The 13,426-nt window shown below is 64.1% G+C and carries 10 protein-coding genes; 3 read left to right on the plus strand and 7 right to left on the minus strand.

What is annotated here, in order from left to right:
* Positions 1-265: 265 nt before the first annotated feature.
* On the minus strand, positions 266-694 hold the full coding sequence (locus IAG41_RS10620) for a thioesterase family protein (protein WP_316251135.1): 429 nt from the start codon (positions 692-694) through the stop codon (positions 266-268).
* Positions 695-898: 204 nt separating this feature from the next.
* Between IAG41_RS10620 and IAG41_RS10625 the strand changes: the two genes are divergently transcribed.
* Positions 899-2,068: a glycoside hydrolase family 105 protein gene (locus IAG41_RS10625; protein ID WP_187728567.1), complete on the plus strand. Its 1,170-nt coding sequence runs from the start codon at positions 899-901 to the stop codon at positions 2,066-2,068.
* 5 nt (positions 2,069-2,073) lie between these two features.
* Positions 2,074-3,069 (plus strand): DUF4861 family protein, encoded by a 996-nt coding sequence (locus IAG41_RS10630; RefSeq protein WP_187728568.1) that lies wholly within the window; start codon positions 2,074-2,076, stop codon positions 3,067-3,069.
* A gap of 251 nt (positions 3,070-3,320) precedes the next feature.
* On the opposite strand, the gene IAG41_RS10635 is transcribed toward IAG41_RS10630, so the two are convergent.
* The 4 genes from IAG41_RS10635 to IAG41_RS10650 all read right to left on the minus strand — a co-directional run bounded on the left by IAG41_RS10635 (position 3,321) and on the right by IAG41_RS10650 (position 10,359).
* The gene (locus IAG41_RS10635) at positions 3,321-4,436 is read right to left on the minus strand and encodes an alginate lyase family protein (protein ID WP_316251136.1); all 1,116 of its coding nucleotides are present in this window, start codon (positions 4,434-4,436) and stop codon (positions 3,321-3,323) included.
* A 170-nt stretch (positions 4,437-4,606) separates the two neighbouring features.
* Positions 4,607-7,552 carry a TonB-dependent receptor gene (locus IAG41_RS10640; RefSeq protein WP_187728569.1) on the minus strand — a complete coding sequence of 982 codons (2,946 nt, stop codon included), beginning with the start codon at positions 7,550-7,552 and terminating at the stop codon, positions 4,607-4,609.
* A 115-nt stretch (positions 7,553-7,667) separates the two neighbouring features.
* Positions 7,668-9,539, minus strand: a complete 1,872-nt coding sequence (locus IAG41_RS10645) for a hypothetical protein (RefSeq protein ID WP_222950616.1) — start codon at positions 9,537-9,539, stop codon at positions 7,668-7,670.
* A gap of 49 nt (positions 9,540-9,588) precedes the next feature.
* Positions 9,589-10,359, minus strand: coding sequence for a FadR/GntR family transcriptional regulator (locus IAG41_RS10650; protein ID WP_187728570.1), 771 nt, complete (start codon positions 10,357-10,359; stop codon positions 9,589-9,591).
* A gap of 86 nt (positions 10,360-10,445) precedes the next feature.
* Here IAG41_RS10650 and manD point away from each other — a divergent pair, with 86 nt between their 5' ends.
* Positions 10,446-11,657 carry a D-mannonate dehydratase ManD gene (manD, locus tag IAG41_RS10655; RefSeq protein ID WP_187728571.1) on the plus strand — a complete coding sequence of 404 codons (1,212 nt, stop codon included), beginning with the start codon at positions 10,446-10,448 and terminating at the stop codon, positions 11,655-11,657.
* A gap of 469 nt (positions 11,658-12,126) precedes the next feature.
* Here the strand turns inward: manD and IAG41_RS10660 are convergent, their stop codons facing one another.
* Both IAG41_RS10660 and IAG41_RS10665 read right to left on the minus strand, forming a co-directional pair.
* Positions 12,127-13,044, minus strand: coding sequence for a HEPN domain-containing protein (locus tag IAG41_RS10660; protein WP_187728572.1), 918 nt, complete (start codon positions 13,042-13,044; stop codon positions 12,127-12,129).
* Between the two features lie 72 nt (positions 13,045-13,116).
* On the minus strand, positions 13,117-13,426 hold a 310-nt coding region (locus tag IAG41_RS10665; RefSeq protein ID WP_262408575.1), incomplete at its 5' end, for a zincin-like metallopeptidase domain-containing protein.

Consider the following 13,426-nt stretch of genomic DNA (forward strand, 5'->3'; position numbering starts at 1 on the left):
CGTTCGCGGCACCGTGGGGCCCGGAACATGTCCGGGGTGACGAGTCCGGAAGCCACTGGAAATGTAGGATTTCACCTGCCACCGTCGGGCCGGCTCTTTCTCATCGTCAGATCTCGAAAAGCGCGAAATTCCGGGAAGGAAGGTTTTTCGACATAGCAGGTGTCAACCGTGTCAACTTGACGTCGGCGCTCGACCGTGCGCGCAATCGGAAAAACCGGGATTCCCGCCAATTTTATCCTGAAATCACAGTCGCACGACGCGATGCTCAACCCGCCGGTTGAACCTCGCCTTCGCTCTTCACGAAGAACCGGTCGATCACGTCCTTCGCCAGCCGTGCGGGGCGCAGCGTCTCGGCGTCGAGGCAGCACCAGCTCGACTTGACCTCGGCCAGCACTTCGCTGCCGCGGGTGATCACCGTCTCGTAGAATGCCCGCGCGCCCTGCACCTTCTCGAGCAGCACCGTCGCGACGACATCGTCGTCGAGGAAGGCCGGGCGGCGATAGGTGATCTCGTGCTTCAGCGCGACCCACAGATGCTGCGCGACCGCCTCGACAGGTGCCAGATGCTGCCAATGGCTTATAACCGCGGCCTGCACCCATTTGAGATAGGAGGCATTGTTCACATGCCCCATGAAATCGATATCGGCCTGGTCGACGTCGACGTGGAAATCATAAGGCTGCGCGGTAGTACTCACGCCCATCGTCTTAGCAGAATGGCCCGGCCACGGCGAGATTAATTCCTGAAATTACACCGGAATCGGTTGTTCTGCGCAGAGATCGCAGATGCCGTAGCGTCAAACGGTCGCGACAAATTGGCCTTACCACTTGACTGGGCGAGCGCGCGCCAACATCGTCGCCCCCAAGTTGCGATGACAACGGTAGCACGGGAGAAGCAGGGTATGAGAGCGAAGCTTGGCTGGGCATTGGCTGTTCTGGCGTTCCTGCCGGCCTGCGATCCTCCCTCTCCCGCATCCGCTTCGCAGCAGGCCCCCGCCGCCCTTCCAGCCCGCACCCAGATCCTCGCCTCGGTCGAGCGCATGGCCGACTGGCAGCTCGCCCATCTCGACAATCTCGATTACATCCCGCTCGCCCGCGCCAGCACCAGGGACCCGCGCGACTGGCAGCAGGCGGCGTTCTGGGTCGGGCTGGTCGACGTCGCCGATCGTTCGTCCAGCCCGCGCTACCGCGACGCGATCCTTGCGACGGGACGCAAGCTCGGCTGGACGCTCGGCGGCCGGCTCTACCATGCCGATGATCACCTGATCGGCGCGGTCTGGCTCTGGGCCGCGAAACATGGCGGCGGCAAGGAAGCGCTCGAGCCGATGCGCGCGACCTTCGACAAGATCCTCGCCAAGCCGCTCCGCCACGACCTCACCTTCGTCGCCCCGGCGCAGGGCGGCGATCCCGAATGCACGACGCGCTGGTGCTGGTGTGACGCGCTCTTCATGGCCCCGCCGACGCTCTACGGCCTCACCCGCGAGACCGGCGACCAGCGCTACGCCGCCTTCGCGCACCAGGAGTACAAGGCGACCACCGACCTGCTCTTCGACAAGACCGAGCATCTCTATTTCCGCGACAGCCGCTTCTTCGCTCAGCGCGGCGCCCATGGCGAGAAGTTGTTCTGGAGCCGCGGCAATGGCTGGGTCTTTTCCGGCCTCGCCCGGCTGATCCCCGAGCTTCCGAAGAACGATCCCCGCCGCGCTTATTATGTCGGCCTATTCAAGGAGATGGCCGAGCGGCTGGTGACGCTCCAGCGCGAGAACGGCTATTGGCCGCCCTCGCTGCTCGCCGATCCGAACCGTTCGGCGGACGAGACCAGCGGCACGGGCTTCTACGTCCACGGCCTCGCCTGGGGCATCAAGGCGGGCATCCTGCCGCGCGACCGCTATCTGCCCGCCGTCGCGCGTGGCTGGGCGGCGCTGGAGCGCGCGGTGCAGCCCGACGGCCGGCTCGGCTGGGTGCAGCAGGTCAGCGACCGGCCCGATGTCGTGAAGGCCGAGGATACGCAGCTCTATGGCGTCGGCGCCTATCTGCTGGCAGGGAGCGCGGTACACGATCTCGCGGAGTAGCTGGGATGAAGCGCATATTCTGGCTGACAACGCCCCTGCTCTTCCTGGCGGCGCCCAGCCAGGGCCAGGACGCCTCCCAGCCTTTCGCCAAGGCGACGCTCAACGTCCAGCAGGGCGGCACACGCGGCGCCGACGGCAAGGTCAGTGGCGGCGCGTTCGGGCTGGTCGAGAGCTTCGACGTCCCCGCCGATCACCGGATCCATGACCAGCTGATCGCCTTCGAAGGGCCGGGCTGGGAGTCGGACAAAGTCGCCTATCGCCTCTATCTCGACGAGCGGAACGTCCCCGACATCTACGGCAAGCGCCTGCCGGCACCGATCCTGCCCCGGATCGGCATGGGGCACGACGATTATCACGCGCTCGCCGACTGGGGCATGGACATATTCCAGGTCGATCAGTCGCTCGGCATGGGCGGCATCGGCGTGCTGCGCGAGGGCAAGGTTACCCAGCTCGGCCGCTCGACCATCCATGTCGAGGCACGCGACCTCGGTCCCCTGGCGCTGGTCGATGTCGACAATGATGGCTTTGCCGGCGCCGGTGCCCCCGCGAACATGAAGACCCGCTACGCCATCAAACCAGGCTCGCGTATCACCATGGTCTCCTCGATCGTCACCGGCCCGGCGCCCAAAATGGTGGCGGGGCTGACGCTCCATGCGGGCACCACCCAGGTTTCGGGCGGCGCCGGCCGCTGGCGCTATTTCGGCACCTGGGGCAAGCAGAGCCTCGCCAAGGATGATCTCGGCATCGTCCTGTTCTACCGCGTCAGCGATGCGGTGCAGACCGGCGCCAATAATGGCTCGCTGTTCGTCGAGTTCTGCGATCCCACCCGGATCCGCTACGCCTTCGCCGCCGCCTGGGTTCAGGAGCCGACCGCCCCCAAGACGCTCGCTGCGTTCAAGGCCTGGGCCGATACGACCGCGGCCGAGTTCGACAAGCAGAACGCCGATCGCGCCCACCTGACCCCGCATGCCCGCCCGGCGACGTGCAAGGGCCCGGAATAGGCTGGAAATGTAGGACTTCGCCTGCGACGCTGGCGATGCTCTTTCTCATCGCGAATACCATTGGCTCCCCAATCGTCACCCCGGTCGAAGTACCGGGGGCCACCTGTCCGCACGCGAGTCCCTCAAACTTCCAGCGGTTCACATGGGCGCAAAGTGGACCCCGGCACTTCGGCCGGGGTGACGGAGGACCATTCGCACTCACGCGTGCGCACGCGTGGGCCCCGTGACGTTTGTGACTTTAGGGTAACCGGCTACCGCTCGGCGCCCTCGGCCTCGCTGCCGCCGCCCTTCATGAAGCGCTTGAGCTCAGCCGGCTCGGTCGCGACATAGGTTCCGTCGGGCCAGGCCCGCTTGGCGCGGCGGAGCAGTTCGTCCAACTCGCCGGTGCCGGGGCGCAGTTCCTTGTACGGCCAGCTCGCGACGTTGCCGCGATAGCCCGCCAGGAAATCGGTGGTGCGCCGCAGCCCCTTGCCGCTCGGATCGGCATAGTTCCACAGATCGGCGCCCAGGCACTTGCCCATCTCCGCCACGTCATAAGCGGCAAGCAGTGCGTAGATCGAATAATGCAGGCTGCGCGTCCGGGTCAGTTCCTGCGGCAGCTTGCCTTCGGGCGTGAACTGCGGCGCGATCCTGCGCTTGGGAAAGGCATCGACCACCGCCTTGGTGATCTCCGGCCGGCGGGCGAATAGCGCGAACTGCGCCGCCTGCGCGTCGAACCACATGGCGTGGTTGTTCTTGGCGCCGTCCTCGGCCTTGCCGTTCGGGCTCGATCGCATCCAGTCGACATAGTCGCCGAACCATTTCTCGAGGCCCGACTGCTCGGCGGCGGTCAGCTTGCCCGAGGGGCCGATCAGTCCGATCCCGTCGACCACGCGCTGCAGGCGCGTCGTGTCGATGATCCCCTCCGCGCGCCCATTCTCACGCCCCGGCACCGCCTGGCCGAAGTTCATGTTGGGATTCATCCGCGTGCTTGGTTCGAGGAACCAGGTACGAAGCAGGCTTGCGGCGCGACCCGCATAACGGGGGTTTTCGGTGAAATAGTAAGCCAGCGCGAGCGTCTCGACATCGGCGCTCATCGAATCGAGATCGGCGACGTCATATTTGTCGCTCGAGCGGTCGGGATTGATCTCGCCGTCCTTGCGGATGAACGGCATGCCGTCGGGCTTGGACGGATCTGGCCACCAGTACGGCCCGACGCTCAGATAGTCGTGACGGTCGCCCGAGGGCGGGATCGTCCGTTTGTCGACCACAGTATAGAGGGGGTTCCGCATCGCCGCCTCGGCCTTGGCGATCAGCGCCTTATAGGCCGCGGCTACCGCGGGATCGCTCTCGCGGCTCGCCTTCAGCCGCTCAAGCACGTCGGGCACGAAGAAAAAGGTCCTGCGCCCACCAAAAGCCGCGGAATATCCTTCCACGCCTTGGCAGACCGGCTGCGTTGAGTTTGGGCCAGGGGAGGCGATCCCGGCTTGTGCAGTCTGCGACACGGTGGCCGCCAGCAGGACGAGGGAGGTAAGGGTTTTGCGCACAGGTTTTCCCCTCAGAACCGGAACCGGGCGCCGAAATAATATTGCGGACCGCTCTCGCTCACTTCGGCGATGCTGTCATAGCCGCCCTTGTAGAACACGTCCTTGGTGTCGGTGACGTTGAGCACCTGGAACTTGAGCTGGACGTTCTTGGTCACGTCGTACTGCGCCGACAGGTTGAGATAGCCGGCGTCCTGGACGCTGCGGTTGGTCGAGCTGTTCGGCTTGTAATAATGCGAGCGGTAGCGGTAGTTCGCGCGCAGCGAGAGCCCGCTTTTTTCCCAATAGATCGAGCCGTTTGCGACATATTTCGACAAGCCGATCAGGTTCTCGGGGTCGAGATAGGGCGCCAGCGTCGAGGTGTCGGGATATTGGAAGTTCGCCCAGGCGACGTTGAGCGAGCCCGAAACGCCGAAGCCGCTGAGCAGGCCCGGGAGCCAGCTGAACGCATGGCTGCCGGTGAACTCGACGCCATAGAGATGCCGCATCTCGGGGTCATTGGCCGGTGCGATCAGGTTGACGTTATAGGTCTGCTGGCTCGGCGCGCCGCCATCTACCACCGTGGTGACGGTGATCGAGGTTGGGATGCCCGCCGAACGCGAGATCACGGTGCCGCGCAGCCATTTGTAATAGCCCGCGACCGAGAAGAGCGTGTCCTTGGAAAGGTAGAATTCCAGGCTGGCATCGGCGTTCCAGCCGCGCAGCGGCTTGAGGTTGGGATTGCCGCTGGTCGGGTTGAAGGTGACGCTGCTTGCTCCGCCAGTGCCCGTGGTCGGATTAAGGTTGATGCCCGCGCCGAAGCTCTCGATCGGCGAACGTGACAGCGCGCGATAACCGGCGAGGCGCAATTTGACCTGGTTCGACAGCTCGAACGCCAGGTTCATGCTGGGGAGGAAATATTCGTAGTCGCCCTTCAGCGTGTCGGTCGAGATCTTGCCGGTCGGGTCGGCAGCCACGGTGAAATTGTCCGAGGCGGTGTCGATCGTCACCTTGAACGGCAGGCGAAATCCGACCGACGTGATGTTGGTCTTCACATAGCGCAGGCCGATATTGCCGCTGAACGGTGTCGAGCCCAGATCGCCGCCGAAGCTCGCCATCGCATAGGCCGCCTTGATCCGCTCGCGGACGTCGATGTCGCCCGGATCGCGCGTCTCGCTCGGGATCGGCAATGCGCTGTCGCTGCCCGTGAAGGTGCGGAACAGGCACTCATTGTCGAACGTCGCCCAATTGTTGACGTTGGTGTTGGTGGTCGGGAAATATTGCTTGGTCGGAAAGGCGCCGCGACAATCCTGGTTCGCCTTGTTGATGATCTGTGCCGGCGTCATCCCGCCATAGCCGACGATCGTGTTCAGATCGTTGTTGGCGTTGCCGTCCAGCGTACGGTGATGTTCCGAATAGCGGCCGCCAATCTTGATCGAACGGATGAAGCCCTGGTCGAAGCTGTATTCGGCATCGAGCCGGCCAGCATAGATATCGTCCTTGCGGTCAGTCACCAGGCGGTTGCGCGCATAGACCGCGGTCGCCGCGTTGGCGCCGAAATTGGCCGGGTTGCTGATGTCGAAATTGTTGAACCTGACCACAGGCACGATCGGGCTGTCGCTATAGTCGAGCGTATAGCCGACACGCGTGGTCGAGCGCATGCGCGTCGCCTTCTGCGTCTCGGTGCGGTGCGACTGCGAGAAACTGCCGTCGCCGGTGATGGCGAGGTGATCGTCCTTCCACGACACCGTGGCGGCACCGGCGATATATTCCTCGTCGCGCTCGCGCAGTTCGAGCTGGTTTTCCAGGTTCGAGTTGCCCGAATATTTGATGAGGGCACCGTCGGTATAGCCGTTGGTGCCATCGCCGATGATCAGCGGCTTGATGCCGCGCAGCGCCTCGGCGATCGCGAAAACGTTGCGGTCCTCGGTCGATTCCCGCTTCGAATATTGGCCGTCGAACGAAATATCGAGGTTGGGCGTCGGCTTCCACTGCAGCGCACCGATCACCGCATTCCGGAGTTCGCGGGTGCGCTGCTGGCGCCAGCTGCGTGACTGGGTTGCGTAGTATGTGTCCCCCACCGTCTCGCCGATGCCGGTGCGCGGCGCGGCGGCCTGGGTGCAGTTCGAGTTGGCGCCGGCGGCGTTGAGCTGCGCAGTGGTGCCGGTCGCCAGCGTGCCGTTGTTGGCGCTGGTGTTGCACGGCACATAGGCCGAGTTGCCGTTATAATAATCCTCCGGCGCGGCGACGTCCTGGCGCTGCACGCCGATCGAGATGCCGATATCGCCGATCCCGGTGTGGAACTGGTCGACATAGGAGAGATTGGCGCGGTACCCGAGCCCGTCGCGGCCGACGATGTCGTCGTCCTTGGGCAGATAGGACGCCCGGAACTCGCCCTGGATTCGGCGCTTGCCGTAATCGAGCGGCTTCAGCGAGCGCAACTCGATCACACCGCCGATGCCGCCCTCGAGGAAGTCGGCCTGTTGCGACTTGTAGACGATGACGCCGTTGACCAGCTCCGAGGGGAATTGCTGGAACGCGACCGAGCGGTCCGGCCCCGCGGTGGAGACCTCACGGCCGTTGAATTCGGAAAAGCTCAGCGTCGGCCCCAGACCGCGTACCGAAAGCTCGTTGGCATTGCCCTTGAAGCGATCGGCGGAAACGCCGGTGATGCGCTCGAGCGTATCGCCGACGCTATTGTCCGGCAGCGCGCCGATTTCGTCGTTGACGATACCGTCCAGGATCACCGCAGCGTTGCGCTTGACGTCGATCGAGCTGCGCTGCTCGGCGCGGGCACCGGTGACGACTATCCCCTGCTCGACCTCGGCGCTCTCATCAGCTTCGACGCTCGTCTGCGCAGAATCGGTCTGGACCGGATCGGAGGTTGTCTGACCAAAAGCGGGCAGCGCCGCGCAAGCTGAGGCCAGCAGTGCAATCCGTAATGCAGCGCGACTCAGCGTGGTAGCGACGACACCTGACATATTCACTCCCCTAGCGATTTCGACGCCCGTTTACCGGGTCGTGCATTTTGGTAAGGCCAATATGCTACCGGTGTCAACCCAATTGACCAGAACAATCTGCGCAGAAGTGCAGTTGCTATTTGTAGGTGAGCGTCCAGCCGAGGCTCAGCGGCTCATCCAGCCGGAGCGCGCCGCGGTGGCAGGCGACACGGGTGGCGAATGGCCCGCTCGGCGCCTGATAGGGTGCGCCGGTGACCGGCTGCGGGGCGCATAGGAGGCCCTGCGTGGAGAAGCCTGTCACTTCTCCTTCCCCAAAGCGGATGTCCGAGCCCTTGACGGTCGGCAGGCCGGAAAAGCTGGCGAATTCCATATCTATCGCGCGGATTTCGAGCGGTTTGGCCGCGCTGTACCGATCGGTCCGCACGATCCTGCCGGGCGTGAATTCATAGCGCGTTTCGACGGTGATCCGCTTGTCGGCGAGCGAATCCTTGCCACCCATCCGGTCCATCGCGTCGAGGCGATACGTCAGGATCGTCCCCTTGCTCGCGCGGATCAGCTTCACGTCGCGAAACCAGGCGAGCGGCATCAGCACGCTGCCGTCCGCCAGCGTGAAGCGCGGCACCAGGTTCGGATAGGTCGCATCCGCCGAGCCGGAGAGCATTCCCGCTGCATAAGGTACGGGGAAATAGGGATTCTTCATGTGCTGGCTGTCACCGCCGTTGATCAGCGGGAGGCCGATGACATGGGCACCGTCGCGCACCGTCAGCAGCGCACGATCATGGGCGCCACGAGCGAACCAGGTAAGCGTGATCGGGGGGGCCGTGTTCAACCAGGCGGCATAGCCCGTCGAGGGCGCAACGCCACGATAGCCGAGCTCGTTCCAGATCGCGTTGGTGTAGATATACTGGCGGGCGAGGCTAAGATTCTCGCCCAATATCCGATGCTTGCCGCGATAGGCATCGGTGCGTCGGCCCGCGTCCCACAGATTGACCGAACCCGTCTTCGGATCGAGCCAGAAATCGACATAGCGCGCCGCGATGCGCGAGGAGAACGCATATGCCATGTCGCGCTCCTCAGGGTTGAGCACGCCCAGCTTGGCCGCGGCGGTCAGCACTTCGAGAAACGCGGTCTCGCCGTAAGCACCGATGCTGCGGCCATATTCCCAGCCCTCGCCGGTCATGTTCGCGCGCAGCAGCATCAGTTCGGCGGACTTGCGCAGCCACGCCTTGACCTGCGGCGTCGGCGCCATGCCGGTTTCAATGAAGCGCTGGGCGATCTCGCCGATCAGGAGCACCGAATAGCGGTCGAAACGCCCTTCCCCGTCGGTCTCGTCGGCGAAGCCATATTCGCCCGAATAGGTCTGGTAGTGGCTGAGCATCCGCTGGAGCAGCGCGTCGCTGGCCGAGGCGTCCTCCCAGCCGAGTTGATAACGCAGACGCGCGACGCTGAAGGCGACGCCGTAATAATTATTGGGCAAATTGATGAGGTTGAGCGTCTTCGCGTCGACGAAGCGGCGCCAGTCCAGCTTCTCGCGCAGCGCCGCCAGCGTCTCCGGACGAACGGCCTGGTCGAGCAGGCCCGCCTGCTTCAGCGCGTGGAGCGCGGAGATATAGTAATAGATCCCCCAGCTGTCATTGTGCTCGCCCACGGTGAGATCGGCGATGTCGCGATAGGCGGCGAGATATTCCTGGAGGCGCGGATCGCCGCGGGGCGTGGCGAGAAGGAGATAGGACAGGCCCGAGGCGATCTTGCCAGGGAGGAACTTGTCACCGCTGTCGAACACCGGGACCCCGTCGATCGCCAGCGCCCGCTTCTCGCGGAGGAGCTGGTGGAGCAGCGCCTCGAGCTGGGGGAGCAGCCGGCCGGTGACGGTGGCGTCCATCGCCGGGGCTTGTGCATAGACGGGCCCGTGCGGATTCGGCGCGGCGGACTGGGCGAAAGCGGGGTTGGCGAGCGCGGCAAGACAGACGCCGGCGCAGAACGCGCGCGCGGACAGGGGTTTACGCAATTGGCCTCTCCTATTGGTCAGGCCAATTTCCGTCACCGGACTACCGGTGTCAAGCCGATCCTATCTTGAGCCGCCGCGTGACGCTGTCACGCTGGGCAGTGAGCTCACTGCGTGCGCGCTCCATGACCTCCAGCTCGGTGGCTTCGAGGAGATCATCGACCACACCGCGCAGGTGCAGCCGCATCGCGTTGCGCGCCGCATTGGGATCGCGACTGCGCAGCGCCTCGTAGATCGGCCGGTGCTCCTCGACTCGCGGCGTCACGCCACTGCGCTGGGCACGGGCGAACATGTTGGCGCAGAGCGGCGACTTGGTGCGCAACTCCCAGAGATATTCGACGACGCTGCGAATCGCCGCGTTGCCGGTGGCATTGGCGATCGCCAAATGGAAGCGGTGATCGGCGTCGAGCAGCGCCGGCTCGTTGGTTTCGTTCACTGCCATTTCGGCCAGCAATCCATCGAGTTCCGCGAGCTGTTCGTCGGTGATCGACACCGCCGCAAGCGCAACCGCCTCGCCCTCGAACAGGATTCGCGCCTCGGTCAGGTCGAACGCGCCGACGTCGAAATTGAGTGCGTCCTCACGCCGTCCGCTGCCATGGTCGCGCTTCGTGACATAGAGGCCCGAGCCATGCCGCGCCTCGATCCAGCCCTTCATCTCGAGCGCGATCATCGCCTCACGGATGGTGGGCCGGCTGACCTTATATTCCTCGGCCAGGTCGCGCTCGCCGGGGAGACGCGTGCCGGGCGACCAGCGGCCCCCTTCGATCCCGTCGGCGATCGACGCGGCCACGCGCTGATAGAGTTTGTTGCCCGTGATTTTCATATCTGTCCTGCTCTTGCCGGGATCATAGGTTGACACGCTCGCTTCGGAAAGGGGATATTGGTCTGACCACTCCAGGGGACCAGCCTTTGCCTCGTATTACGTCTGTCCGCGTGATCGTCACGCGCCCCGGTCGCAACTTCGTGACCGTCAAGATCGAGACCGACGAAGGGGTCTACGGCATCGGCGACGCGACATTGAACGGCCGCGAGCTGGCGGTTGCGAGCTACCTGTCCGACCACATCGCCCCCATCCTGATCGGCCGGGATGCACATTCGATCGAGGACATCTGGCAGTATCTCTACAAGGGCGCGTACTGGCGGCGCGGGCCGGTGACGATGACCGCGATCGCGGCGATCGACATGGCGTTGTGGGACATCAAAGGCAAGATTGCGGGGCTACCCGTCTACCAACTTCTTGGCGGCGCGAGCCGCGAGGGCTGCATGGTCTATGGTCATGCCAACGGATCGGACGTGTCCGAGACGATCGAGCGCGCGCAGGAATATCTGGAAAAGGGCTACAAGGCCGTCCGCCTGCAATCGGGCGTACCGGGGCTGAAGGCGACCTACGGCGTATCGGGCGAGCGCTTCTATTACGAGCCGGCCAAGGGATCGCTGCCCGAGGAATCCTATTGGTCGACCTCCAAATATATGCGCATGGTCCCCGAGCTGTTCCAGCGCGGCCGCGATGCGCTGGGCTGGGACATCCACTTGCTCCACGACGTCCATCACCGGCTGACTCCGCTCGAAGCGGGGCGGCTGGGCAAGGACCTGGAGCCCTATCGCCTGTTCTGGCTGGAGGACGCGACGCCGGCGGAGGACCAGGCCGCATTCCGGCTGATTCGCCAGCACACCACCACGCCGCTGGCGGTGGGCGAGATCTTCAATTCGATCTGGGACGCCAAGCTGCTGATCGAAGAGCAGCTGATCGACTATATCCGCGCCACCGTGGTCCATGCCGGCGGGATCACCCATCTGCGCCGGATCGCCGCGCTGGCAGACCTTTACCAGGTCCGCACCGGCTGCCATGGCGCGACCGACCTTTCGCCCGTCACCATGGCCGCGGCGCTGCATTTCGGCCTGTCGGTGCCCAATTTCGGCATCCAGGAATATATGGTGCACACCGAGCAGACCAACGCGGTTTTCCCGCACGCCTATCGCTTCGAGCAGGGCCTGATGCATCCGGGCGACAAGCCCGGCCTGGGCGTCGACATCGACGAGGCGCTTGCCGCCAAATACGAATATCAGCGCGCCTATCTGCCAGTGAACCGGCTCGAGGACGGGACGATGTTCAACTGGTGACGACCGATTGGCCGTGGAAGGCGAATCCCACAGAATTCCACCGATTCCGACGAAGCCAGCTTGACACGGTTGACACCTGCTATGTGGAAAAGATTCCTCCTCCGCAGGCGCCCCTGTCCGCGCGCAAAGCGAGGCATGAACCAGTTCCGACGATGAGAAGGAGCCAGAGCCGTTCTTTCAGCCGTAATCCTACATTGCCCGACATTTGAACTCATAAACGGGAATGACCGCTAACGCCGGTGGGTTCAACGGGTGGTCGCGACACTTCATTCTGATGAAGGGATGGAGTGAAGCGATGAAGCAGCCTGGGCGGATATATTACTCGGCTTTTCAGCGGGCGGAGATATGGGATCGGTGGCAGTGCGGGGAGTCGATGAGCTCGATCGGACGCGGCTTCGAGCGGGAGAGTTCGTCGATCTTCTCTCTCGCCGTCAGATCCCCCAAGAAACCCCCGACTTGCGGCGCCCGATTACTCGGGCGCCGCAAGTCGCGCGTCGCAGACCGCGCGCACAAGATCGCGCAGTACCGCGACGCGCTCGCCGAGCCACGTAAGTTCCTCGGCAGTGATCTTATAGTGTGGCGAGTAGCGCGCGTTCACATAGGCTTGGCGCAGCAGCTCGAACCGCCTGCGGCTGTCCTTGTCGTCACGTGGCCATGCTTCGATCAGTGACGGCGCGATGTCCTCCGCGCGCGAACGCAGGAAGTTCAGCTTGTGCGACTTGGGGCTGTAAAGTGTGAGCACCAGCAGCGTGCAGTGGTAGAGCCGTTCCGCAGCCTGGTGGAGCGTGAAGGCCGCATCCTTTCTCCACTCAGAATCCCGAGCCGCCTCCCGCATCTCCATTTCGAAGGCGGTTAGCCGGCGTTCTGCGCTGGGGAACCAAGTATCGAAGTGCTCCCACGCTTCCGCCCTCGCCTGCTCGGGCGGCAAGTTCTGCGGCGCTGCGAACGGAAAGCCTTCCGCCTCATACAGCGCGATGCCCTGCTTCAAGATATCAACGAAGAACGGTCGTCCGCGCTCGAGCTGCTTGTTCACGTCGGTCAGCGTGTGGACGATGAAATTGACCGGAGCGCTGAGCGTATGCGCGATGGTCACCTCGCGCATCAGCCGATCGTCGGCCGCGCCCCAATATTCGGTGACGTCGGTCAGGCGCTCGTCGTTGACGACGACGAGGATGTCATAGTCGGAAATGTAGCCGCCGATAGGATCGTCGACCCAGTCGCCGCGGGCATGGGATCCAAACAGCACCAGCTTGAGGATCCGGGCCGCCTTCTTCTTCGGATCGGTTGTCCTCGCGGTGATCTCGGCAAATTCCTCGAACAGGATGCGCACAACATGGGCGAGCTCGCGCTGCTTGGCCTGCGGCAGATGATCGAGATCGTTTCGCATGGAACCCATAACCTGTGGCAGGCGCGGACCGGATGGCAAGACCAATCCGATCCACAGCTTATGCGCATGGTTTCATTGCTGGCGTTGGTGCTGATCGGCGAGGGCGAGCCCGAGCAGATAGTCCGCCGCCTTGCTTGCGGCACTCGCGGCGCGAAAGATCGCCTTCTCGTCCTCGCGCAGGACTGCGAGCCACGCACCGACATAATCGGCATGCCGCACGGTCGGCCGGATCGACAGAGAGGCACAGGCAAAGGCGCTCGCCATCTCGGCCACCAGCTCCTCCCGCGCATAGTCCGGGCTACCGAAGCTCCCGCGCTGGTCGCGGTTGAGCCGGGTGCGATGGCCGGTCCAATGACCCTTATGCCGATATCGGCATAACGGG

The organism is Sphingomonas sp. JC676 (genome assembly GCF_014489075.1).
In the GTDB taxonomy this organism is placed as follows: Bacteria; Pseudomonadota; Alphaproteobacteria; order Sphingomonadales; family Sphingomonadaceae; genus Sphingomonas.

Excerpts from the sequence above, each read along its gene's own strand:
- IAG41_RS10625 (WP_187728567.1), top strand. The coding sequence starts at position 899 with ATGAGAGCGAAGCTTGGCTGGGCATTGGCTGTTCTGGCGTTCCTGCCG.
- IAG41_RS10630 (WP_187728568.1), top strand. The coding sequence starts at position 2,074 with ATGAAGCGCATATTCTGGCTGACAACGCCCCTGCTCTTCCTGGCGGCG.
- IAG41_RS10640 (WP_187728569.1), bottom strand. The coding sequence starts at position 7,552 with ATGTCAGGTGTCGTCGCTACCACGCTGAGTCGCGCTGCATTACGGATT.
- IAG41_RS10650 (WP_187728570.1), bottom strand. The coding sequence starts at position 10,359 with ATGAAAATCACGGGCAACAAACTCTATCAGCGCGTGGCCGCGTCGATC.
- IAG41_RS10660 (WP_187728572.1), bottom strand. The coding sequence starts at position 13,044 with ATGCGAAACGATCTCGATCATCTGCCGCAGGCCAAGCAGCGCGAGCTC.